The organism is Streptomyces sp. NBC_00190 (assembly GCF_036203305.1).
Lineage (GTDB): Bacteria > Actinomycetota > Actinomycetes > Streptomycetales > Streptomycetaceae > Streptomyces.
In genome coordinates, this window is the sequence record NZ_CP108131.1 from 6,621,392 (window position 1) to 6,644,745 (window position 23,354).

Sequence of the window (23,354 nt, forward strand, 5' to 3'; positions counted from 1 at the left end):
GGACACACCGGGGGAACGGAAGGCACACAGCCATGCCTTGGGGGATCGCCACCTCCGCAGACTGGCCGACAGCGGGCCGGGAATCCGAAATCGACCACGTGGAAAGGGCGCTCGCCGGACCGCGGGGCGTGCTGCTCAGCGGCGAATGGGGGGTGGGCAAGAGCCGGCTCCTGCACGCCGCGCTGGAACGGGCGGCGGCCGGTGGCGCCGCCACCCTCTGGGCGGGCGGCGCCGTCCCCACCGGCGCGAGCGGCTCGCTGGCCGACGCCCTCAAGCAGTTCCCCAGAGTGCCGCAGAGCCCGCCCGCCACCCCGTCCGCAGCGGGCCCCGTGCTGGGTCTCGACGACGCGCACCTCATCGACCCCGCCGTCGCCGCCTGCCTGTACGCCCTGGTCCGAGACGGCCGGATCCGGCTGATCGCGACGGCCCTCTCCGGCGTGGCCATGCCGGGCGACATCAGCGCCCTGTGGGTCGAGCGCCTCGTCGAGCGCGTCGAAGTACCCCACTTCGACCGGACCACGGCCGGCGAGGTGCTGCAGGCCCGGCTCGGCGGCCAGCTGTCCGCCGACTGCGCGGAACGGCTGTGGACCGCCACCCGCGGGAACGCCCTGCTCCTGCGCGAACTCACCGACGCCGCCCTCTCCGACGGCGCCCTGCGCCGGGAAGGCGCGCTCTGGCAGTGGCGCGGAGAGCTGCCGGCCGCTCCCGGGGGACGTCCGGCCGCCCTCGTCCAGCTGCGCCTGAACGACCTGCGGCCGGACGAACGCGAACTCGTCCAGCTCGTCGCCTTGGCCGAGCCCCTGGAAGCCGACCTGCCGGCCGCCGCCGGGCTGGCCCACGCCGCCGAGTCGCTCAACCGCAGCGGCCTCCTCGTCACCGAACGCTCCGGCCCGCGGCTGCGCCTGCGGCTGGCCTACCCGCTGTACTCCGCCGTGGTGCTGCGCGCCATGCCCGAACTCGAAGGACGCCGGCTGCGCCGCCAGCTCGCCGACGGCATTGAGGCGGTGGGCATGCGCCGCCACGACGACGTCCGGCGGGTGGTCGACCTCCGGCTCGCCGCAGGCCAGACGCCCCCCACGGGGCAGCTGCGGGCCGCGGCCGAACGGGCCCTGCGCCGACACGACTTCGGCAAGGCCGAGACGCTGGCCCGCACCGCCCTGTCGCACCCGGACGGTCCGGCCGACGAGGCCGTCGCCGCCGGCGTACGGCTCGTGCTGGTGCAGGCCCTACAGGGCCGGGGCCGGCACCGTGAAGCCGAACGGGTACTCGCCGAAGCGCCGGGCCTGCCCGCGGGCCTGACCGACGAGGCCACCGCCGTCCGTGCGGTGAACATGGCCTTCGGGCTGGGCCGCCTGGGAGAGGCCGTCGGCGTCGTCGAGCGCGGCCTGACCACGGCGCAGGGCACGGGCCGGCTGCGGTTCCGCGGCGCGCGCGCCCTGCTCGGGCTGCTGGAGGACCGGTTCGCGGACGTGTCGGCGGCGGCCGCCGGGCGCGAGGGCGCACCACCGCCGCGCGAGGGCGCACTCGCAGGCCTCGTCACCGTCCCCGCGGCCTTCGCCCTGGTCGAGCGCGGTGATCCGGTGTCCGCCGCCCGTCTGCTCGCCGGGCTGCCGCCGGACCCCGAGGAGGGCACGACCGTCGATACCGCCGCCCAGTGGATGCGCACCTACGCCGCCCTCCACACGGCGGGCGTCGCCGCGGCCGCCGCCCTCCTCGGGGGCATGCAATGGTGGGACGAAGGCGATCCGCGGGACCGAGTACGCGTGGCGCTGCTGCGCGTCCGGCTGCACCGCGCGCGCGGGGACCGGGACGCGGCCGTCGACGAACTGCGCCGGGCCGCCGCCGTGGACGCGCCCGCCGACTGGCTCACGGCCCCCGCCTGGACGCTGGCCCAGCTGGCCGCCGTCCTCGCCGAGGCGGGCGCGCACGCAGAGGCCGTACGTACCCTCGTAGAGGTGCGCTCCCTGGAGGGCCGAGGGGTCCGCTATCCGCTGGCGCAGGACGGGACGGCGCTCGAATCCGCCCTGGTGTACGCCCATGTCGGCGACCGGGCCCAGGCGGTGCGGCTGGCCCTGTCTGTCGCCAGGTCGGCCGGCGCCGCCGACCGCCGGGCCCAGGAGGTCTCGGCCCTCCACCTCGCCGCCCGGCTCGGCGCCACCGAAGAGGCCGTCGGATCGCTGCCCGAGCTGACCGTGCTGACCGGCACGACGGCCCTCCAGGCCCGGCACGTCCAGGCACTGGCACTGCACGACGGCGATGCGCTGGAGGAGCTGACCAGACGTTTCGCTGCCCTCGGGCTGAGGCCGCTGGCCGCCGAGACCGCGGCACAGGCCGCCCAGGCCCATCAGGCCGACGGCCGGCACCGCAGGGGCCGCGCGGCCCGGCTGCTGTGCCAGGAGATCACGGCCTCCACCGGGGGAGGGCTGCCGCCGTGGGCGGGCGCGCCGGAGCGCCGGCGCGAGGACCTCCCCGCCGCCCTGACCCTGCGGGAACGGGAGGTCGCCGCCCTGGTGGCGGCCGGCCTGACCAACCAGGAGGTCGCCGACCGGCTGTACGTGTCGGTGCGCACGGTCGAGAACCATCTGCACCGCACGTACGGAAAACTGGGGATCACCGCCCGTTCGGAGCTGGCCCGCCGACTCGACCCGGGCGCGCAGCGATCGGGCTGCGTCCCGCGATCCGCGCCGTGAGCCCGGCGAGTTCGAGGGACTGGTCCCGGCTGAGCCGTGGGTCGCACGCGGAGGCGTAGCGCAGCGGCAGGTCGTGTACGTCCGTGCCGCCGCTGCCGCCCACGCACTCCGTCACGTCCTCCCCGGTCATCTCCACGTGGATGCCCCCCGCATGCGTTCCGAGCGAGCGGTGCACCTCGAAGAAGCCGGACACCTCGTCGACGATGTCGCCGAAGGCCCGCGTCTTGTGCCCCGAAGGGGCGGTGTAGGTGTTGCCGTGCATCGGATCGCACACCCAGCCCACCCGCGCGCCGCAGGCGGTGACCCGGTCCACCAGGTCGGGCAGCACCTCGCGCACCCGCTGCGCGCCCATGCGGACGACGAAGGTGAGGCGGCCCGGCACCCGCTCCGGGTCGAGCCGCCGCACCAGCTCCACGGCCTCGGCCGCGGTGGCCCTCGGTCCGAGCTTCACTGCGATGGGGTTCGCGATACCGGCGAGGTAGCCGATGTGGGCGCCGTCGGGCTGCCGGGTCCGCTCGCCCGCCCACAGCAGGTGGCCGGAGCCCGCGTACCGGGCTCCGGTGCGTGGATCGAGCCGGGTCAGGGGCCGCTCGTAGTCGAGCAGGAGCGCCTCGTGGGAGACGAAGAACTCCTGTGGATCCTCCCCGGCGGCCGACAGGGCCCTGATGCTGTTGAGGACGGCGGCCGACGCCCCGTACATCCGCAGCATCCGGTACGGGTTCGGGGTGCGCAGCGCGGCGGAGAACTCCAGCCCGTTCACCGCGTCGCCCCGGTAGGCGGGAAGCGTCACGCCCCCGCGCACCTCGGTCGGCTGCGACCGCGGCTTGGCGAACTGGCCGGCGATCCGGCCCAGCACCACCACGGGCAGCCGCGCACCGGCCGTCAGTGAGCCCGCCATGGAGAAGAGCGTGTCCAGCTTGGCCGCCACCGACTCGGCGCTCAGCGCGTCGAACGTCTCGGCGCAGTCGCCGCCCTGGAGCAGGAACGCCTCGCCGCGGGCCACCGCCGCCAGGCGGGCCCGGAGCCGGTCGCACTCGGCGGGCAGGACCAGCGGCAGATAGCCGGCCAGCCGCCGGGTGACGTCGTCGACGGCCTCCTGGTCCTGCCAGCCCGGGTGCTGTGCGGTGGGCGGGGCCGCCGGCGCAGCCGGGAGCGCACCGCCGGTGATCAGGGAGGAACTCATGCGATGGCCTCGCGATTTCGGGGAGATTCGGGGCGGGGTGCCGGCTTGGGCACGGGCGAACGCGCCAGCACGGTGCCGATGAGCTGTTCGAGGATGCCGATGCCGTTGCGGGTCATCACCGACGCGGGGTGGAACTGCACCGAGGCGAAGCCGGGCCCGCGCAGCGCGTGGACCTCTCCCGTCGCCGGGTCCCGGGACACCTCCACCCACCCCGGGCGCGACCGCGGCCCCTCAAGGCGATCGGCCGGGGAGAGGGCCGCGAAGGTGTTGTAGAAGTACACGTCCTCGCGCTGCCCGAAGAGGTCGACGGTGCGCTGGACGCCCTGGTGCGGCACCCGCTTGCGGACCAGGGGCAGACCGAGCACGCCGCACAGGGCCTGGTGGCCCAGGCAGACCGACAGGAACGGAGTGCCGGCCGCCAGCAACTGCCGCGTCCGGTCCCGCAGGTGCGCGATCTTGACGTGGCCGGTCTCGCGCGGGTCCCCGGGACCGGGCCCCACGACCACCAGGTCCTGACCGGCCACCGAGTACGGCTCGTCGAACCGCCGCACCGTCACGTCGAGCCCGAGCCCGCGCAGCAGCGTCGCGCCCATGGCCGTGAAGGTGTCCTCGGCGTCGATCAGCAGGGCCCGGCGGCCCGCCAGGTGCGGCGGGCGCGGCGAGCGGTCACCGGGGGAGGCCCGCCAGAAGCCCGCCAGCGGGTCGTTGCGCGCGCGCAGTGCCCGCGAGACCCCGGGATCGGCCCCGAGCCGGCCGGCCGCGGGCTCGTGCGGTGCCCGTCCGGGCGGTGCCCCGATGTCCAGGGCGGCGAGCAGCCCGGCGGCCTTGGCCCGGGTCTCCTCGGCCTCGGACACCGGGTCGGAGTCGCGTACGAGGGTGGCGCCGACGCCCAGCCGCAGCCGGCCCCTGCGGTCCACGTCCGCGGTACGGATCAGGATCGCGGAGTCCAGCCGGCGTTCCCCGGCGGCGTCCCGGCCGAGCAGAGCCGCGACACCGGCGTAGTAACCGCGGCCGTCCGGCTCGTACTTGGCGATGACGTGGCAGGCGCTCTCCAGCGGACTGCCGGTGACGGTCGGCGCGAAGAGGGTCTCGCGCAGCACCTCGCGCGGATCGCGGTCGCAGTGTCCTTCGATGAAGTATTCGGTGTGCGCGAGGTGGCTCATCTCCCGCAGCCGCGGCCCCACGACCCGGCCGCCCTGCGGGCATAGCCGGCTCATCATCTTGAGCTCCTCGTCGAGCACCATGTACAGCTCGTTGCGCTCCTTGCCGTCCGCGAGGAACTCCAGGACGCCGGCGGGGGTGGCGCCGCCCCGCGGGTAGCGGTACGTGCCGCTGATCGGGTTCATCACGGCCGTGCCCCCGTCCAGCGTGATGTGCCGCTCGGGACTGGCGCCGATGAGGGTGCGCCCGCCGGAGCGGATGAGGAACGTCCAGTACGCGCCGGGGGAGTTGCGCAGCAGCCGTCCGTACAGAGCCAGCGCCGACCGGGCCGACCAGCCGTCGATCCATGCGGTGTAGGTGCGCTTGAGGACGAAGTTGGCCCCGGCGCCCGATCCGATCTCGTCCTCGACGATCCGCCGCGCCGTCTGCGCGTAGGCCGCGTCGTCCACGTCGAACGCGCCGCCGCGGACGGTCAGGGCGGACTCCGGCAGCGCGGCGAGGAGGGCGTCCAGCGGTACGGCGCCCTGCTCGTGTATGTCCATGACGAGCAGCTCCTCGCCGTCGTCCGGGCAGGCGTAGCCGCGCTCGGCGATCTGCCGGTACGGCAGCAGGACCAGCTGCTCGTGACGCTCGCCCGGGGTCGCCGGGGGCAGCGGGATGTCCGCCAGGGCGGAGACGGGCGTCATCTCACCGATGAGCACGTCCACCGAGGCGCCGTCGCCCGCCTCCGGCCGGTGCAGCAGGGCGAACGAGGCCGCCCCGCCCGCCTCGCCCAGCCGGTCCAGCAGGGCGGCCACGTCACCGGCGTCCCCCATCGGGCCCGTCATCGGGCGGCACCCGGACCCCGCGGCGCGGGGCCGCCCCGGAAGGCCGTCAGCACCGTTTCGGTGGGCACCACCACGGAACACCGGGCCGCCGCGTACTCCAGCGCCATCCGGTGGTCGGCCTCGCCGAAGTCCGCCACGGCATCCGCCACGATGAACGACTCGATGTCGCGGGCCAGGGCGTCGCAGGCGGTCTGGAGCACACCGATGTGCGCGTACACCCCGCACAGCACCAGCTGGTCGCGGCCCAGGGTGCGCATCAGCTCCGCCAGACGGGTGCGGAAGAAGGCGCTGGGCCGCCACTTGGTGAGCACGTGGTCCCCGGCCGCCGGCCCGAACTGCTCGGGGAAGCCCCGGTGCTCGGGCGCCGTGCTCATTCCGGGTCCCCAGAAGTCCGCCAGCAGGCCGCGCTGGCGCGGGGTCATGTCGCCGGGCTGCGCGGTGTACGCGACTGGCACGCCGGCCTCGGCGGCGCCCTGCCGCAGCGCGGTCACGCGGTCCTCCAGCCCCGTCCGCGGCTCCTGCCCGGCCGGCAGGAACTGCAGGAAGTAGTGCTGCATGTCGTGGATCAGCAGCAGCGCGCGGGTGGGGTCGGCCTCCCAGGCGGCTGTGTTCTCCGGCAGGCCGGCGGGCGCGGGCAGGGGGTACGGGCGGATGGCGGGAATGGCGGAGAGCGCCAAGGCTCTGGCTCCTTTCGGGTCCGGTGCGCAAGGGGGGCCGGGGAGGCGGCCGGGGGCGGTCGGCCTCAGGCGTCCGTGGTGACGGAGGCGACGTGCCGGGCCCAGCCCCCGATGGTCGGATCCGCCACCAGGGACTCGAATTTCACTGGTACGCCGCTGCGCCGCCAGCGGCCGCTGAGCCGCATCAGGTCCAGCGAGGTCAGGCCCAGGAGAACCAGGTTCGCCTGGTCGGGAATGTCGTCCGGCGCCGTGTCGATCAGCGCGGCGACCACCGCCCGGATCTCGTCCGCCGAGCGGGGCGCGTCGGTGTCCATCGTGGTGTCGGCCTTTCTGTGGCGGTCGGTTCAGCCCGCGTGCGGTGCTGCCGCACGGGGCGCGCGGGCGGGGAGGAACGCCGCCGCGGCGGGGACGGCCTCGCCGCGCGCGAGCGCGGCGAGCACCTTCTTGTCGGTCTTTCCGAGACCGGTCAGGGGCAGTTCGGTGACGATCTCGACGCGGTCCGGCAGCTTGTACGCGGCCAGGCCGCGCTGCTCCAGGGCCGTCTTGATCTCGGCCAGCGTCGGGGCCCGGTCCACGGGGACGAGGAAGGCACAGGTGCGCTCGCCCAGGAACGCGTCGGGACAGGGCACGACGGCCGCGCGGGAGACCGATCCGAGGGCCAGGAGATGGCCTTCGACCTCGGCGGCGGAAACCTTGTCGCCGCCGCGGATGATGACGTCCTTGATGCGACCCTCGATCACGAGGTTTCCCTCGGGCGTCAACCGTGCCAGGTCGCCGCTGCGGTAGAAGCCGTCGTCGGTGAAGGCCCGGCTGTTGTGCTCCGGGGCCCGGTAGTAGCCCCGGAGCGTGTATGGGCCCCGCGCGAGCAGCTCGCCGATGCCACCCGGCGACAGCTCCCGGTCCTGCTCGTCGACGATGCGGATCTCGTCGGCCGCGGAGACCGGCCGCCCCTGGGTGCCCAGCACGGTGGCGGCCGGATCGTCCTCGCGGGTGAAGGTCAGCAGTCCCTCGGCCATCCCGAAGACCTGCTGGAGCCGGCAGCCGAAGGCGGGCTCGACGCGCGCGGCCACCTCCGGGTACAGCTTGGCGCTGCCCACCTGGAGGAAGCGGAGGCTGCCGAGGTCCGCCTCGTGCCATTCCGCCGCCTCCAGCCACAACTGCAGGACGCTCGGAACGACGGAGGTGAAGGTCACGCCCTCCCGTTCGATGAGCGGGAAGCACCGCTCGGGGGTGGGGTCCTGGGCCAGCACCACAGTGCCGCCGGCGCCGAGCATCCCGATCACCCCGGGGCAGCCCCAGGTGAAGTTGAACTCGACGGGTAGGACGGCGAGGTACACGTCGTCGGCGGAGACCGGGCCCGCCGCGCGGGCGGCCCGGGCCTGGCAGACGTAGTCGTCGTGGGTGCGCGGGATCAGCTTCGGAAGGGCGGTGGTGCCCCCGGACAGCAGGAAGAACGCGACGTCCGAAGCATCGGGGGCGGGCAGCGGCACGGGCTCGGCGTCCACCTCCGCCAGCGGTACGACGTCCCCGTCCCCCTTCTCGTCCCCGGTCTGCGGGGCGCCGGAGACGAAGAGGTGCGTGAGCCCGCCGACCTCCGCGCGGACCTGACGGGCCAGCCCGAGGTGGTCGAAGCCGTGGTGGCTGTGTGGGAAGACGTATCCGACCGCACCGGAGTGGTCGCACAGATGGCGGATCTCCTGGGCGCGGTGGGCGGGCAGCGCGAAGACCGGCAGGGCGCCGAGGCGGAACAGCGCGAAGCACACGACGACGAAGTCCGGTCCGTTGGGCAGCTGGACCACGACCCGGTCACCCGCGCCGATGCCGCGGGCGCGGAAGCCGACGGCCATCCGCCGGGTGCGCAGGCCCAGTTCGGCGTACGAGATCCGTACGTCGTCCTGGACGAGCGCGGCCTTGTCGCCGTGCGCGGCGACGGCGGCGTCCAGCAGGTCCACCAGGCTCTCGCTACGCCAGTGGCCCTCGGCGCGGTGGCGTGCGGCCACCTCAGGTGGCCAGGGGGTGCATCCTTCGAGCATCGAAAGAACTCCTCTCGGGTCTCTGATCGGGGTCAGCCGGTCCCGCCGGGCTCGGCGGTGATCTCCAGCAGGGCGCAGGCGGCCTCCATGCCGGTGGTGAAGCCGAGCATCAGCACCTGGTCCCCGGTCCGTACCTGGCCGCTGCTCCACAGGTGTTCGAGACCGAGGGCGAAGTCGGACACGCTCGCGTGGCCGATGCGGCGGTTGAACTCCCACGTACCGCGCTCGGCGCGCAGGTCCAGCGGGTCGAGGAGGAACACGCTCAGCGGATCCCGATTGAAGCCGTTGTGCACGATCCGGGCGACCTGGTCGAGTGAACTGCTGGCGGACGTCAGCGTGCGCTGCACGCTGTCGGCGATCAGCTCGCCGAAGTCCCCGAGCGGGATGGCACCACCCTCCGCCCACTTCAGCCGCCAGTGCTCCAGACGGGTCTCGAAGTCCATCACCCGGTGCACCGGCGCCTGCGGGGGCAGCAGCGGCTCGTTCCCGCGGTGCATGGCCTCCATGCCGGGCTGCGAGACGAAGTCCATGGCGAGCAGCCGGGCGAAGCCGCCGCGCCGCGAAACCACCAGCGAGGAGCCTGCGTCCGCGAGCACGAACATCGACGAGGACCGCCAGCGGTCCACCAGAGGTGTCGCGAAGTTGTCGGCGGCTGTCAGCAGCATCGCCGCGTCGGGATCGGCCGAGGCGCCCAGGTACAGTGCCGCCGTCTGGAGGCCCGCCAGCAGACCGAGACAGCCGTGCTGGACGTGGAAGGCGGACACCGGCCGGTCCAGAGTGTGCAGCAGTACGTAGTGGGCCGGCGACCAGCCTTCGGGGCCCTGGTAGTACGTGCTGCTGTGGATAAGGCCCCGGAAGTCCTCCGGCCGGTGGCCGGACCGCCCGATCGCGGTCTGTGCGGCGCGTACGGCCATGTCGACGGCGGACAAGGACTCCTCGACGGCGACCGACTCCAGGCCGGAAGCCTCGCGGGCCTCTTCGTCGTACCGGCCGGTGCGGACCGCTTGTTCCGTCGTGACGGCGGGCGGGAGGTACGTGCCGACCCCCGCGAGGTGGATGTTCTCGAAGTTCATGCGCCGGGCTTCCCCGCGATCCCCCAGCTCTCCCGGGGCACGGGGGTGAGCACCACCCACACGGCCTCGCGCACCTCCTCGCCCAGCGCACCGGCCGCGGCGTCCGTGAGGCGGCCGATCAGCTCGGCGCGGGTGCGCTCGTCGAGCCGGTCCTGGTAGAGCTTCACTTCGATGAGAGGCATGACAGTCCTTTCACTTCGGAGCTGAGAACGTCTTCGAGAGCGGCCACCAGATGGTCGACCTGACGGTCGGAAAGCCCGGGCTGGCACGGTAGGTTGACGTGCTGGCCGAACCACAGTTCCTCGGCGACCGGGCACTGCCCGAGGCCATGACCCCGCTCGCGCCACTCCGGCAGCAGATGGAGCGGCAGGTAGCGCAGCTGGACCTCCACACCGCGCTCGTCGAGACCGCGGACCACCGCCTCGCGCAGGCCGGGCGGGCCGTCCACGAAGAAGGTGTAGAGGTGCTGGGCGTGCCGCACCCCGGACCGCGGCTGCTGGAGGCGGGTGTACGGATGGCCGGCGATCACCTCGTCCAGCCGGCGGGCGATCTCCCGTCTGCGGTCCACCAGTTCGTCCAGCCGTTCCATCTGGGCCAGGCCCACGGCGGCCGCCGCCTCGGACAGGGTGGCGTTGGTGCCCGGGCGGCGGACCTCGGAGCACACCTGCTCGTACGCGGGTGACGCGTATTTCATCCAGGGCAGCAACTCCCGGCCCGGCACGAGGCCCTCGTGGCGGGCCGACGCGAATTCTCCGTCCACCTCGTTGGAGCGGAGCCGGTCCAGCCGCTCGGCCCAGTCGTCCCGGTCCAGGGTGATCATGCCGCCCTCGCCGAGGGTGGTGATGTTCTTGGACGCGTGGAAGCTGAAGCAGCCGATGTCGCCCAGGGAGCCGGGGCGGCGGCCGTCGTACACCGCGCCCAGCGCGTGCGCGCAGTCCTCGATCACCGTGATGCCCCGGTCCCGGGTCACCGCCGTGATCTCGTCCATCTCCGCGCTCCAGCCACCGTAGTGGACCAGCAGCACGGCCCGGGTACGGTCGGTGATCAGCGACTTCAGCGACGCCGGGTCGATGTTCAGCGAGTCGGGGTCGACATCGCAGAACCGGACGGTGGCTGGCAGCCCGAGCAGGGGCTGGACGGTCGCCTGGAACGTCTGGGGGGTGACGATGACCTCGTCGCCCTCCTTCAGGTCCAGCAGGTGGATGGCCAGTTCCAGCGCGACCGTGCCACTGGTGACCGACAGGGCGTGCCGCGTGCCGATGTGTTCGCGGAACCGCTGCTCGAAGCGGTCCCGGAACGATCCCGTGGACAGGGAGCCGTCCGAGGCGATCAGTTGCTCCAGCGCCTTGGCCTCGGCTGCACCGAGGATGCTGCCACGGCTCACGTACGGCACGGCGTAGGTTCCGCGCATGACGGGTCCTCCGGCGTTGGGGTCGGGGAGTGGGGGGCTGCCGCATCCCACGGCAGGCATGCCGGAAATCAAGCATTGCGGCCCCGCCCCGGGCAAGGGAAAACACCATTCCTGACACCGGGCTGACAGCCTGACGGGGAAATGCGTCTTCCGGTTGACGGGCCGCGCCGCACCCGCTTTCCCTTGGTCCGGCACACCAGCCCGGTTACCAGGAGGTGCGGGAATGACAGAATTCGGTGTCAACTTCTTCCCGGTGGTCGATCCAGCGGTCAAATCCGCCACCGCGTATTACGACGAGACCCTGCGGCTCATCGAATTGGCCGAGGCGCTGGGATTCACCCAGGCGCAGACAGTCGAGCACTATTTCACGCCGTACGGCGGCTACAGCCCCGACCCGGTGACGCTGCTCACCGCGGCGGCGGCCCGGACCAGCCGGATCCGCATCGGCACCGGCGCCGTCGTCCCCGCCTTCACCCACCCGGTGAAGCTGGCCGGCAAGCTGGCGATGCTCGACCACCTCTCCCACGGGCGGCTGGACGTCGGCTTCGGCCGGGCCTTCCTGCCCACCGAGTTCGCCGCGTTCGGCATCCCGATGGACGAGAGCCGGGCCCGGTTCGCGGAGGGCGTCGAAGCCGTCCGGCAGCTGTGGACTACGGAAGAGCTGGTCTGGGAAGGCCGCTTCCACCGCTTCGGCCCGGTGACGCTGCTGCCCCGCCCCTACCAGCAGCCGCATCCGCCCCTTTACATCGCTTCCGCGACGAGCGTGGAGTCCTGCGTGGCCGCCGGCGCCGCGGGCCACCACCTCCAGGTGGTGCCCTCGGTGACCTCGGCGCAGCAGCTCGCCGCGATGCTCGATGCCTACCGGGGCGCCTGGGACGGCGCCGGACACCGCCCCGGCGAGCGCCGCATCCAGATCAAGTTCACCTGCTACCTCTCCGAGGACCGCGCGGAGGCCCACCGGCAGGCCGAGTTCCACGAACGGCAGTACGTCGAGCACATGGCGCGTGCGGTGGCCCCCCTGGCCACCGAGGGCTCCGCCGACTACCCCGGCTACGAGAAGTTCCTGGACAAGGCGAAGAACTACGAGTTCGGGGCGGCTCTGGAGGCGGGCAAGGTGCTCGCCGGGGACCCGGACGGCGTGCGCGAACAGATCGCCGAGGTGCGTGCCCGGTTCGGCACCGACCTGTCCTTCAGCCTCCAGTTCAACCCGGGGGCCACGGCCTTCGCCCGGGCCGCCACGGCCATGGAGCTCTTCGCCGCGCACGTCATGCCCGCCTTCCCCGGACAGGACGTGTCGGCATGAGCGACCTGCTCGACGTCCTGCGCAGCCGCACGGTCCTGCGCAACTACTCCGGCAAGCCGGTCGACGACATCGTGGTCGACGGCCTGCTGACCGCCATGGTCAGTGCCCCGACCGCCTCCAACAAACAGGCCTGGTCGTTCGTCGTGGTACGGGAGCCGGAACGGGTCCGTCGGCTGCGGGCCTTCTCTCCCGGCATCATCGGCACCCCCGCGCTCGTCGTCGTGGCCTGCGTCGACCGCTCCCGCACCGACCGGCTGCCCGGGCACATCTCGCGGAAGATCTACGAGACCAGCCGCCTGTGCGTGGCCATGGCGGTGGAGAACCTGCTGCTCGCGGCCCACGCACGCGGGCTGGGCGGCTGCCCGGTGAGCAGCTTCCGGGAGGCCGCCGTGCGCACCCTCCTAGGGATCCCCGACCACATCGAGCCGCTGCTGATGGTCCCCGTGGGACACCCGGCCGAGCCCCCCGTACCGTCCGACCGGCGCGACAAGAACGAGGTGATCAGCCATGAAATCTGGGGACAGTGTCCTGCCGCAGGCCCGGCTGCATGAGGAACTCGCCCTGCTGGCCGCGTACCTGCTGAGCAGCGGACGCGGACTGCTGGAGGAGCCTGCGGACTACGGCGCGTACCGCTGCACCGACGCGGCCCGCCGGGTCCTGGACCTCCTGGAGCGGACCGGTGGGCACCACCCCGGGCTGCACGCCGTCCGGCGGCGCCTGGACGAGGTCATGTTCGCCCCGATGGGGGGTGACGTCGACATGGCGGAAATCCTGGACGGCCTCTGCGGTCAGATGGTCGATGCCTTGCGCGAGCCCGCATCCGACAAAGGCTGAGGGGGGAATGTACATGCGAGGCAATCAGCTCGCCGAATTACGCCACGGGATGTACAGCGAGCCGCTCAGTGAATCGTGCCGGCGCGTTCTCGAACGCGGCGAGCACGCTCTCGTCGGAGTGAGCGCGGGCAACAGCTATTTCGGCCAGGAGCGCCTGACCGGGCTGCTGGAATGGGCCGGCCGTACGTTCTCCGCCGTCGACGTGGTGTACGTCGACACGCACATCGACACCATGCTCGTCGCCGACGGGCGTCCTCCCGAATACGCGGCGCGTTCGGCCCGCAGCACCGTTAAGGACGTCCGCCGGCGGATCCGCCGCGCCGTGGAGCGGGCCGACCCGGCCGGCCTGCGGATCCGGGTGCGCGCGCTGAGCGAACTGCTCCACACCCCGGAGTACCGGGAAGTGCGGCGGCGGACGGACCGCGCCATGCGCGAGGATCCCGGATTCGCCGCCACCTGCGAGGAGATGGTGCGCCAGGTGGTGGAGCACCGCACGGGCCGGGGAGCCGCGGTCACTCCGGCGCATCTGGAGGCCGGCATGGGCTACGTCCAGGCCGAGGCGCCGCTCTTCGTCGATGCGCCCACCGTCTTCAACGTGCCCTCGTCCATGGTCTGTTACCACACGGACACCCCGATCAGTACCTATCTCGTGCAGCCGGATTCTACCTTCCGCGTCGCACCGGGCCATGGCCACATGATCGTCCGGCCGGCTACTGCGGACTGCTGACCAGCGCCGCCAGCCGCTCCAGCCGGGTGCGCAGGGAGCGCTGCTCGGAGGCGAGCAACCGGACCAGCCCGTGCAGCCGCTCGATCTCGTCGGGGCGGCCGGAGTCCGGACCCGGCCGGCGGGCCCCTCCCCCTACGGGGGCCGGCCGGCTGCGGCGCAGCGAGAGCGCCAGCTGCTCCTGGAACCGGGTCCGCCCGGGGTGCTTCGCCACCGCCGCCTGCAGCTCGCCGAGCACCTCGTCATGACGCCCGGTGCGCAGGGCGGTGTCGAAGAGCGTCTCCAGCGCGTCCTGCCGGATCCGCTCGTACTCGGCCGCCAGCCCGGCGCAGATCGGACCCATGGCGATGCCTTCGAGCACCTCGCCCCGCCACAGCGCGAGGGCCCGGCGCAAGGCCTCGTACGCGGCCTGCGGTTCTTGCTCGGCCGTCCCCCGGGCCCTGGCCACGGCCAGCCGGAACCGGCCGGCGTCGGTATCGAGTTCCCCGGCCGCAAGCTCGTACCCCGTGCTGTGCCGGATCAGGCGGGGAGCGTTGGCGCGCTCGGGCTCCACCAGCGCCAGCCGCCCCCGCAGCCGGGAGACGTGGGCCTGCAGGGCGTTGGCCGCCTTGGCGGGCGGGTGGTCGCCCCACAGCTCACGGGTCAGCCGCCCGGCCGGCACCACGACGCCCGGCCGCGCCAGCAGCGTACCGAGCAGGGCGCCCTGCATCGGGCTGGCCAGGCGCACCCGGCGCCCCTGCCGCTCGTCGTGCACCTCGGGCACGCCAAGGATCCTGATGAGCATCCGTTCCCCCTTCGTACCTCTCGTGGTCCCAGAGGACCACGGGCGGGGTGACCGGGGCCTGAGTGAGCGGTACTCAACCGCGAAGGGGCACCCGGGGGCGGAACACCGGACACCGCCGCCCCGGGCCGGCGGTGTCCGAGTACCGGAAATGAGTACCGACCACTCAGGTGCCGGACCACGACCGCGTGATCTGGTGATCGCGGCCGGTCCGGTCCGGCCGGTCCGGTCGCGGACGAGGACGAGGACGAGGAAACGGGAAGAGGGGCAGATGAGTCGGTGGGACGCGGACGTGGGCGTGATCGGACTGGGGGCGTGGGGGTCCGCGGCACTGTGGCAGCTGGCATCCCGCGGCGTCGACGCGATCGGCTTCGAGAGCCGCCGGCCCGGGCACGCGCTGAGCTCGTCGTACGGCGGCTCGCGGATGTTCCGCACCACGTGTCTGGAGCACCCGGGGCTGGTGCCGCTCGCGCGGCGGTCGGGCGAGCTGTGGCACAGGCTGGAGGAGGAGGCCGGCCGGCGGCTGTTCTTCCCCCACGGAGGCCTGCTGATCGGGCCCGAGAACGGCGTCATCGTCGGCGGGACGCTGCGCGCGGCCCGTACGCACGGCATAGAGGTGCGCACGATGGGCGCGGCCGAACTGCGCGAGCGGTTCCCCCGCCACACCGGCGTACCGGAGCGACACCTCGCCGTCTGGGAGCCGTCCGCCGGTCTGCTGCGGGCGGAGGACTCCGTACGGGCCGCGACCGGGCTCGCCCGTGCGGCCGGCGCCCGCGTGCGCACCGACACCCGCGTCCGCGCGGTCGAAGGGGTGCCCGGCGGAGTCGTGCTGCGCAGCGCCGAGGGCGAGACCCGGGTGCGCCGCGTGGTGATCACGGCCGGGCCGTGGCTGCCCGCCCTGGTGACGGGACTGCCGCTGCGGACCCTGAGGATGCCGCTGACCTGGTTCCGGCCGGTGACCGCGGACGGGAGCTTCGACATCGAGCGCTTCCCCGTCTTCATGCGGGAGACCGAGGACGGTCCCGTCCTGTGGGGCAACGGCCGGGAGGGCGGGTACGAGGTCAAGCTGGGTCTGGAGGGGTACGGACCCGGGGCCCGCGCCCTCGACCCCGAGGACGACGGCGAGCGGTCGGTCCGCCCCGAGGACTGGACCGATGTGGCCCGGATGCTTCCGGGCCGGCTTCCGGGCCTGGAGGACCTGCCGGCCCAGGTGGCCGTATCGCTGTTCACCCGCACGCCCGACGGCCAGTTCGTGCTCGGTCCGCTGGACGACGACGGACGGATCGTGGTCGCCGGCGGGTGCAACGCCCACGGCTTCAAACACGCCACCGGCATCGGTGAGGCCCTGGCCGACCTGGCCACCGGCCGCACCCCCGAGGTTCCCCTCGGCTTCCTTTCCCCCCGCCGTTTCGGCCGGACCGCCGCGACGGCCTCCTCGATGGAGCGTGCACTGTGAGGACACCGGTCCAGACCACCACCCTGACCGAGGCGGGACAGTTCCGTGACGCCATGGCGCTGCTGCCGGCCGCCCTCACGGTGGTCACCACCGTCGACGGCCTCGGCCGCCGCTGGGGGTTCACCGCCAGCTCCGTCACCCCCGTCTCGCTCGGCCCGCCGCTGCTGATGGTTGGCGTCGGCCGGACTTCGAGTTGCCACGGCGCGCTCGTGAGCGCACCGGAGTTCGTCGTCAACGTGCTCGGCGAGCAACACCGTGACCTGGCCGCGAAGTTCGCCGCCCACGGCGTAGACCGCTTCGCCGGGGAGGAGTTCACGCCCTGGCCGGGGACGGACGGCCTGCCCGTGCTGCCCGACGCGCAAGCCGCCTACCGCTGCCTGCGCCACGAGGTCGTGCCCGCCGGCGACCACGACCTGCTGCTCGGAGCGCTCGCCGGGGTCCGGGCCGGGCACCGGGACGGTCCGCTGCTCTGGTACCGGCGGGCCTTCCACACCCTGCGGTGAGCCCGCCGGGCGCGGTCACCGTTCACCGTTTCCTCGCTCCAGCTGCCCCAGGAGGCACCGTGTCACCCGTAGAACGATCCGTGCTGGACCTGCCGTTCGACGTGGCCCCGGATCCCGACGAGTTCATCCGCGCCGCCATGGAGTGGCACTTCGACCCACGGACCGGGTCGCCCTACTGGCTGCGCCGGGCCGCCTCGCTCGACTTCGACCCGCGCCGCGACGTCAAGAGCCACGCCGACCTCCGGCTGTTCCCCAACGTGGTGAACGAGCTGCGCGACGTCCCGGTGACCGACCTCCTGCCCCGGGGCTACGGCGGTACGGCGGACATCGTGGGCACCTTCGAGAGCGGTGGCACGACCGGTGCGCCCAAGCGCGTGCTCTGCCTGCGCGACTGGATGGACCGCATGCTCGCCTGGAGCACCGCCAAGCTGGACCTGCACGGCTTCCCCCGCGGGGCCCAGTGGCTCGGGGTCACCCCCTCCGGACCCCACATCGTCGGGCGGATCTTCGAGGAGTCGGCCACCACGCACGGCAGCCTGGGCTTCCACGTCGACCTCGACCCGCGCTGGGTGAAGAAGCTGATCGCCTCCGGGCGCAAGGACCTGGCTGACGACTATGCCGAACACGTCATCGACCAGGCCGCGTTCATTCTGCGCACCCAGGACATCGGGGTCATGACCATCACTCCGCCCCTGCTGGAGCGGCTCGCGCACCGCGACGAACTCGTCGACCTGGTCAACGAGAAGGTGAAGGCGATCCGCTGGGGCGGCACCCAGATGGACGCCGACACCCGCCACCTGTACCGCACCGAGGTCTTTCCCGGGGTGAGACTCTACGGCCACTACGGCAGCACCATGATCCTGGGCATCGCCGGGCAGCGGTTCGACGCGGACGACGCGGACGCATGCGTCTTCGACACCCTCTCGCCGTACGTGACCTTCCGGGTCGTCGACCCGGCCACGGGGGACCCGGTGCCCCACGGCGCCCGCGGGCAGGTCGTGATGAACCACGTCAGCAAGGGGCTGCTGCTGCCCAACAACCTCGAACGCGATCTCGCGACCCGCGTCGAGGCGCCGGCGGGACACGTCGGCGACTCCGTCCAGGACATCGCGCCGGTGGCCCGCTTCGACGACGAGGCCGTCATCGAAGGGGTCTACTGATGACGCGGCCCACCGCGGCCCCTACCGCGCCCACCCCACCCTCCACCACGCCTTCCGCCGGGCCGGCGGCCGCGGCGGACGGCAGCGCGGCCACGGACGGCGGTCCGCTCGTACTGGACGTGCTCGGGCCCACCGGAGCGTACCGAGCACGCAACCGCCAGTCCGTACCCGATCTGACCGGCGCCCCGGCCGTCGAACTCGGCCTCGCCCCCCGGCTGTTCGTCAGCCGGGCCATGAATGCCCTGCGTGCCGCCACCCCGCTGCCCCTGGACGGTCGGGTGGCTGCGATCGCCCGCGCGGGCGAGCTGTTCGCCACGGCGGAACTCGGCGGACTCACCCCGGAGGCCTACGAGCGGGCCGTCAGCCGCATTGCCGGCATCCCGCTCCCCGTGGTCCGTACGGCCACCCGGACACTGGCCCGCCGTACCGCCGACCTCTACCGCGGACTGCGCCACGCCCGCCCCGCCGGCGCCGTCGGCGACTGGCGCGACCCGCTCACCCGTACCGGACGGGCGGTGTGGGCCCGGCGCGGCGAGGTCCTCGCCGTCCACGCCGCCGGCAACCACCCCGGCACGCACAGCATGTGGCCCGAAGCGCTGGCCCTGGGCTACCGGGTGGCGGTACGCCCCTCCCGGCGCGAACCCCTCACCCCGCACCGGCTCGTCATGGCCCTGCGCGCCGCCGGCTTCCCCGACGACCACGTGGTCCTGCTGCCCGCCGAGCACGAGGCGGCCGGGGCCATGCTGCGCGCCGCCGACCTCGCGTACGGCAGTGACGAGGTCATCCGGGAGTTCGCCGACGACCGGAGCGTCCTGCCGCTGACCCCCGGACGCAGCAAGGTCCTCCTCACCGCGGACCACGACTGGCGCTGCCATCTCGACACCGTGGTCGACTCGATCGCGCACCACGGCGGCACCGGCTGCGTGAACGCGACGGCGGTGTTCGTCGAGGGAGACCCGGCGCCGGTGGCCCAGGCCCTCGCGGAGCGCCTGGGCGCGCTGCCGAGCCTGCCGCCGCAGGACGAGAACGCCGTGCTGCCCGTGCAGAGCGCCGCATCCGCCAGGATCCTGGAGAAGTTCGTCCTCGGACGGGCGGCGGGTGCCAGGCCCTGGCTCGGCGGGGACGGCATCGCCGACGACCTCGGCGATGGCAGCGCCGTACTGCGCCCGGCCGTCTTCCAGCTCGGCCGGCCGGACGACCCGGCCGCCGGCACCGAAGTGCCCTTCCCCTGTGTCTGGGTGTGTCCCTGGAACCGCGAGGCGTGGACCGCGCCGCTGCGCGACACCCTGGTCCTCGGCGCCTACACGGCGGACGAGCGGCTCATCGACGCCCTCCTGCACGAGCCGACCATCAGCAATCTCCACATCGGCGACCACCCCACCCACTGGACCGAAACGGGTATGCCCCACGACGGTTATCTGGCCGATTTCCTGATGCGCAGCAAGACGGTGCTGCGCGGCTGAAAGACGTTCACCTCGCACGGCGCCGGCGACCCGTTCCCACACGGTCCGCCGGCGCCTTCACGCGTGCCCGCCCGAAATTTTCCATAACGAATTGTTCTGACCCTGAGGGAATGCAGCTATTGGACATCCGGGTCCGGCACTTGGACCATCAAATGGCCGACCACCCCGTAATTTCCCGTGAATGACGCATTGGAGTGGCACCGTGACATCCCATTCCCCCCCACCGCAGCAGCGGACCGAGCAGGTCGTCGCCGAAATCTGGAGCGAGGTCCTCGAACTGCCGCAGGTGGGTCCGCAGGACAACTTCTTCGATCTCGGCGGACATTCCCTCCTGCTGGCCATGGTCCGTGAGGGCATCGCCCGGCGGCTGGGCAGGGACGTGCCGCTGGTCGAGCTGTTCGCCCACCCCACCGTCAGCGCGCTCGCCCGGTACCTCGACGGCGGCGGCCGGTCCTCGCAGGCCAGGCCCCGCGCCCTCGACCGCGCCCGGCTCGGCAGCCGGCGCGCCGCCCTGCGGGGAGGCACCGGTGACTGACGCCGACGGGTTCCCGGACGATGACGGCCACGTGGCCGTCATCGGCATGGCAGGCCGCTTTCCCGGCGCCCGGGACACCGACGAGTTCTGGCAGAACCTCGCCGGGGGACTCGACACCATCACGCGGGACGAGGCCCGGCCGCTCCGCACCGGGACCGGCGGCGCCGGTGAGGGCGGCGCGGAGGGCGGCCCGCTCTTCGTCCCTGCCCGCGGCGTGCTGGAACACCCCGAATGGTTCGATGCGGGCTACTTCGGCTACTCCGAGGACGAGGCCCTCCTCCTCGACCCGCAAGCCAGGGTCTTCCTCGAATGCGCCGTCGCGGCCCTCGAACACGCCGGGCAGGATCCCGACCGCTGCGCGGGGCCCGTGGGCGTGTACGGCGGATCGACCGAGACCGCCCACCTCCAGACGGTGCTGGCCCACCGGGAGCGCTTCCGCCACCTGACCGACGACGACCTGCTGCTCGGCGCGGCACCGGAGTTCCTGGCCTCGCGCACCGCCGAGCGGCTGGGCCTGCGCGGACCCGCGACCACCGTGCAGTCCGCCTGTGCCACCGCCCTCGTAGCCGTCCACCTCGCCGTCCAGGGGCTGCTGAGCGGGGACTGCGACCTCGCCCTCGCCGGGGGCGTCGCCGTGCACGTCCCGCCGAAACCGTCCGGATACAGCGAGGACGGCATCCTCTCCGCCGACGGTGTCACCCGTACCTTCGATGCCCGCGGCGACGGGACCGTGGCGAGCAACGGCGTGGGCATCGTGGTCCTCAAACGCCTGCGCCACGCGCTCGCCGACGGCGACAGGATCCTCGCCGTGGTCCGCGGCTCCGCCGTCACCAACGACGGTTCCGCTCGGATCGGCTTCACCGCGCCCAGCGTCGAGGGGCAGTCGGCCGCAGTCCGTGCGGCCCGGCTCACCGCCGGAGTGGACGCCGGGACCATCACGTACGTGGAGGCCCACGGCACGGCGACCCCGCTCGGCGACCCCGTCGAAGTCACCGGACTGACCCGGGCGTTCCAGGAGGACACGGCCGAGCGGGGCTACTGCGCCATCGGATCGGTCAAGAGCAACATCGGCCACACCGACGCCGCCGCGGGAGCCGCCGGGCTCATCAAGACGATCCTGGCGCTGGAGCACGCCGCGATACCGCCCACCCTCCACTTCCAGGAACCCAATCCGCAGATCGACTTCGCGTCCGGACCGTTCCGCGTGGCCACGCGCTACGAGCCCTGGCAGCCCCGCGGCGGGCTCCGCCGGGCCGGAGTGAGCGCGATCGCCGTCGGCGGGGCCAACTCCCACGTCGTCCTGGAGGAGGCTCCCGCGCCTCCGCCCACAGGCCCGGCCAGGAGCACGCAGCTGCTCGTCCTGTCCGCCCGGACCCCGGCCGCCCTGGGCGCCGCCGCCGCCCGGCTCGCCGCACACTTGAGGACCGCGCCCGAGCCGGTCCTGGCCGACGTCGCCTGGACCCTCCAGACCGGCCGCCGTGAGCATCCCTGCCGCGGCTACGTCGTCGCGGAGGGGACCGAGGAGGCGGCCGCCGCACTCGTCACCCTGGCCGAAGGGGCGGCCCGCACCGCGCACACCGGGGGCGGGGTGCCCGGCAACCGCCCCGTGGTCCTGGTGTTCCCCGGCAGCGGCGGACGCCCCGGCCCCGGCCGGTACCCTCTCGCCGAGCCGGAGTACGAGCGGGCCGTCGCCGCCTGCCTCGACGCCCTCGACCCCGACCTGGCGGCGGCCGTGCGCGCCGCTCTGTCCGGGAACGGCCCGGACGACCCCGGCGGCTCCCCGGACCCGGCCGTCCACGACGTCTGCGCCTTCGCCCGGGAGTACGCCCTCGCCCGGCTGTGGATCCGGTGGGGGGTGCGGCCGGCCGGCGTGGCCGGGACAGGGGAAGGGGCCCTCGTCGCCGCCGCCGTGGCGGACGTACTCGACCTGCCCGGCGCAGTGCGCCTGGTGGTCGCCCGCGCTCGCGCCACGGGTTCCGCGCGCCGGGACGCGCTCCTTTCCCTCGTCCGCACGACCGGCCCCCGGCCGCCCGGCATCCCGCTGTTCTCCAGCTGGGACCGGCGCTGGCACGACGCGGCCGGCCCGGCTCCCGATGCCGCCTGGTGGGCGCACGAGTGGGCGGGTGACGTGCCGTCCGATCCGGCGGCCGCCGATCTCACCACCGTCCCGGCCCCCTCCGGCGGAGCCGACCCCTTCCTGCTCCGGCCGCTGGGCGAGCCGAAGAGCGAGAGCGACGCGCTGGTCGCGGTACTCGATGTGCTCGGCAGGCTGTGGGCCGCCGGAGTGCCCGTCGACTGGAGCGGCGCGCACGACGGTGCCCGCCGCGGCAAAGTCCCGCTGCCCGGCTATCCGTTCGAACGCCGCCCCTACCTGCTGCCGCCCCCGCAGGACCGGCCGGAAGCCGACGCCGCCTCCACCGGCCCGCACCCCGGCCGGGATCGGCCCGCCCCCGGGCCCGCCGATGCCACCGCCCGCGGGGAAGCCGGCCACGACAGCACCGAGGGGGGCACCCTCGCCCTCGTCCTGGAGCTGTTCCGCCAGGTCCTGGGCCTGCCGGAGGTCGACCCTGAGGACAGCTTCTTCGACCTCGGCGGCGACTCGCTGATCGCCGCCCGGGTACTGGCCGAGATCCGCGAGCGCCTGCCCGTCGAGATCACCGCGAAATCGCTCTTCGCGGCCCCCACCGCCGTCGAGTTCGCGGAGTTCCTTGACGAGAGGCTGGCCGGCCGCGACGTACGGACCCACGAGAGGCAGGCATGAGCATGGCGCACCCCACCGCATCGGCGGCCCGGTCCGCCGGGCCCATCGCGACCCACTGGCTCGCCTGCCGGGACCGCAAGCCCGACGCCACCGCCCAGTTGTACTGCTTCGCGCACGCCGGCGGCTCCGCGGGCGAGTTCCTGCGCTGGTCCGACGACCTGCCAGGGGTACGGGTGCTGGCCCTGAAGCTGCCCGGCCGGGCGCCGCGCGAGAAGGAACCGCCCTTCACCCGAATGCCGGACCTGGTCGACGCCCTCGTGGAGCAGGTCGGCTTCGGGCCCGGACCGTTCGCATTCTTCGGACACAGCCTCGGCGGGCTGGTCGCCCATGAGGTCGCCCGTACGCTGCGCGCTGCCGGGCGGCCGGGACCGCAGCGACTCTTCGTCTCCTCCGTTCAGCCCCCGCCGGTCACCACCCGGCAGCCGGTGCACCGCCTGCCCCGAGCCGATCTGCTCACCGAGATCGAGCGGCGCTGGGGCGCGCTGCCCGCCGCCGTCCACGAGGACGAAGAGCTGCGCGACATCGTCCTCGGCTACTTCCGGGCCGACATGGAGATCGCCGAGACCTACGGGTTCGTCCCCGGGCCCCCGCTGGCCATCCCGGTCACCGCGTTCGTGGGCGACCAGGAGGACGGCGACCTGACCGGCTGGGGCGCCCACACCGCGGGCCCCTTCGAACACCACACTCTGCGCGGCGGCCACTTCTACTTCCGCGACCCCGAGCAGCGGCGAGAGCTGCTGCGTCACGTCCACCGGATGCTCGGCGCCGAGCACTGAAGC

General features: G+C 73.5%; 21 protein-coding genes. 12 read left to right on the top strand and 9 right to left on the bottom strand.

All coding sequences use genetic code 11. The features are described 5' to 3' along the window. Positions 1-32 precede the first annotated feature (32 nt). Positions 33-2,690: a helix-turn-helix transcriptional regulator gene (locus tag OG429_RS31110; protein WP_328928567.1), complete on the top strand. Its 2,658-nt coding sequence runs from the start codon at positions 33-35 to the stop codon at positions 2,688-2,690. On the opposite strand, the gene OG429_RS31115 is transcribed toward OG429_RS31110, so the two are convergent. The 8 genes from OG429_RS31115 to OG429_RS31150 all read right to left on the bottom strand — a co-directional run bounded on the left by OG429_RS31115 (position 2,611) and on the right by OG429_RS31150 (position 11,055). Further along, on the bottom strand, positions 2,611-3,873 hold the full coding sequence (locus OG429_RS31115) for a 3-deoxy-7-phosphoheptulonate synthase class II (RefSeq protein ID WP_328928568.1): 1,263 nt from the start codon (positions 3,871-3,873) through the stop codon (positions 2,611-2,613). The genes OG429_RS31110 and OG429_RS31115 overlap by 80 nt on opposite strands. Then, complete coding sequence (locus tag OG429_RS31120) at positions 3,870-5,861, bottom strand: anthranilate synthase family protein (protein WP_328928569.1); 1,992 nt, start codon at positions 5,859-5,861, stop codon at positions 3,870-3,872. Before OG429_RS31120 ends, OG429_RS31115 begins: the two co-directional genes overlap by 4 nt. Continuing rightward, positions 5,858-6,538 (bottom strand): isochorismatase family protein, encoded by a 681-nt coding sequence (locus tag OG429_RS31125; RefSeq protein WP_328928570.1) that lies wholly within the window; start codon positions 6,536-6,538, stop codon positions 5,858-5,860. The genes OG429_RS31120 and OG429_RS31125 overlap by 4 nt, the downstream gene beginning before the upstream one ends. Before the next feature lie 65 nt (positions 6,539-6,603). Beyond that, positions 6,604-6,852, bottom strand: a complete 249-nt coding sequence (locus OG429_RS31130) for a phosphopantetheine-binding protein (RefSeq protein WP_328928571.1) — start codon at positions 6,850-6,852, stop codon at positions 6,604-6,606. Positions 6,853-6,882: 30 nt separating this feature from the next. Then, positions 6,883-8,571, bottom strand: coding sequence for a (2,3-dihydroxybenzoyl)adenylate synthase (locus OG429_RS31135; protein WP_328928572.1), 1,689 nt, complete (start codon positions 8,569-8,571; stop codon positions 6,883-6,885). A 32-nt stretch (positions 8,572-8,603) separates the two neighbouring features. Beyond that, complete coding sequence (locus OG429_RS31140) at positions 8,604-9,644, bottom strand: ketoacyl-ACP synthase III family protein (protein ID WP_328928573.1); 1,041 nt, start codon at positions 9,642-9,644, stop codon at positions 8,604-8,606. Further along, positions 9,641-9,826 (bottom strand): tautomerase family protein, encoded by a 186-nt coding sequence (locus OG429_RS31145; RefSeq protein ID WP_328928574.1) that lies wholly within the window; start codon positions 9,824-9,826, stop codon positions 9,641-9,643. The genes OG429_RS31140 and OG429_RS31145 overlap by 4 nt, the downstream gene beginning before the upstream one ends. Next, on the bottom strand, positions 9,808-11,055 hold the full coding sequence (locus OG429_RS31150; RefSeq protein WP_328928575.1) for a DegT/DnrJ/EryC1/StrS family aminotransferase: 1,248 nt from the start codon (positions 11,053-11,055) through the stop codon (positions 9,808-9,810). Before OG429_RS31150 ends, OG429_RS31145 begins: the two co-directional genes overlap by 19 nt. 223 nt (positions 11,056-11,278) lie before the next feature. Between OG429_RS31150 and OG429_RS31155 the strand changes: the two genes are divergently transcribed. The 4 genes from OG429_RS31155 to OG429_RS31170 are packed head-to-tail and all read left to right on the top strand — an operon-like array spanning position 11,279 to position 13,919. After that, positions 11,279-12,358, top strand: coding sequence for an LLM class flavin-dependent oxidoreductase (locus OG429_RS31155; RefSeq protein ID WP_328928576.1), 1,080 nt, complete (start codon positions 11,279-11,281; stop codon positions 12,356-12,358). Next, positions 12,355-12,909, top strand: a complete 555-nt coding sequence (locus tag OG429_RS31160) for a nitroreductase family protein (protein WP_328928577.1) — start codon at positions 12,355-12,357, stop codon at positions 12,907-12,909. Before OG429_RS31155 ends, OG429_RS31160 begins: the two co-directional genes overlap by 4 nt. Next, positions 12,866-13,192 (top strand): DUF6092 family protein, encoded by a 327-nt coding sequence (locus tag OG429_RS31165; RefSeq protein ID WP_328928578.1) that lies wholly within the window; start codon positions 12,866-12,868, stop codon positions 13,190-13,192. The genes OG429_RS31160 and OG429_RS31165 overlap by 44 nt, the downstream gene beginning before the upstream one ends. Before the next feature lie 13 nt (positions 13,193-13,205). Further along, the gene (locus tag OG429_RS31170; RefSeq protein WP_328928579.1) at positions 13,206-13,919 is read left to right on the top strand and encodes a tRNA-dependent cyclodipeptide synthase; all 714 of its coding nucleotides are present in this window, start codon (positions 13,206-13,208) and stop codon (positions 13,917-13,919) included. Here the strand turns inward: OG429_RS31170 and OG429_RS31175 are convergent. Next, positions 13,903-14,700, bottom strand: a complete 798-nt coding sequence (locus OG429_RS31175) for an AfsR/SARP family transcriptional regulator (protein WP_328928580.1) — start codon at positions 14,698-14,700, stop codon at positions 13,903-13,905. The genes OG429_RS31170 and OG429_RS31175 overlap by 17 nt on opposite strands. Positions 14,701-14,968: 268 nt before the next feature. Between OG429_RS31175 and solA the strand changes: the two genes are divergently transcribed. From solA to OG429_RS31210, 7 genes are all read left to right on the top strand, one after another. Then, on the top strand, positions 14,969-16,153 hold the full coding sequence (gene solA, locus OG429_RS31180; RefSeq protein ID WP_328928581.1) for an N-methyl-L-tryptophan oxidase: 1,185 nt from the start codon (positions 14,969-14,971) through the stop codon (positions 16,151-16,153). Next, positions 16,150-16,656: a flavin reductase family protein gene (locus OG429_RS31185; RefSeq protein WP_328928582.1), complete on the top strand. Its 507-nt coding sequence runs from the start codon at positions 16,150-16,152 to the stop codon at positions 16,654-16,656. Before solA ends, OG429_RS31185 begins: the two co-directional genes overlap by 4 nt. A gap of 59 nt (positions 16,657-16,715) precedes the next feature. Then, complete coding sequence (locus OG429_RS31190) at positions 16,716-17,816, top strand: AMP-binding protein (RefSeq protein ID WP_328928583.1); 1,101 nt, start codon at positions 16,716-16,718, stop codon at positions 17,814-17,816. Beyond that, entirely contained in the window at positions 17,816-19,279 is a 1,464-nt protein-coding gene (locus OG429_RS31195) for an aldehyde dehydrogenase family protein (protein ID WP_328928584.1), read from the top strand. The genes OG429_RS31190 and OG429_RS31195 overlap by 1 nt, the downstream gene beginning before the upstream one ends. A 202-nt stretch (positions 19,280-19,481) precedes the next feature. Next, the gene (locus tag OG429_RS31200; RefSeq protein ID WP_328928585.1) at positions 19,482-19,814 is read left to right on the top strand and encodes a phosphopantetheine-binding protein; all 333 of its coding nucleotides are present in this window, start codon (positions 19,482-19,484) and stop codon (positions 19,812-19,814) included. After that, positions 19,807-22,575 carry a beta-ketoacyl synthase N-terminal-like domain-containing protein gene (locus OG429_RS31205; protein WP_328928586.1) on the top strand — a complete coding sequence of 923 codons (2,769 nt, stop codon included), beginning with the start codon at positions 19,807-19,809 and terminating at the stop codon, positions 22,573-22,575. Before OG429_RS31200 ends, OG429_RS31205 begins: the two co-directional genes overlap by 8 nt. Next, complete coding sequence (locus OG429_RS31210; protein ID WP_328928587.1) at positions 22,572-23,351, top strand: thioesterase II family protein; 780 nt, start codon at positions 22,572-22,574, stop codon at positions 23,349-23,351. The genes OG429_RS31205 and OG429_RS31210 overlap by 4 nt, the downstream gene beginning before the upstream one ends. Positions 23,352-23,354: the final 3 nt, after the last annotated feature.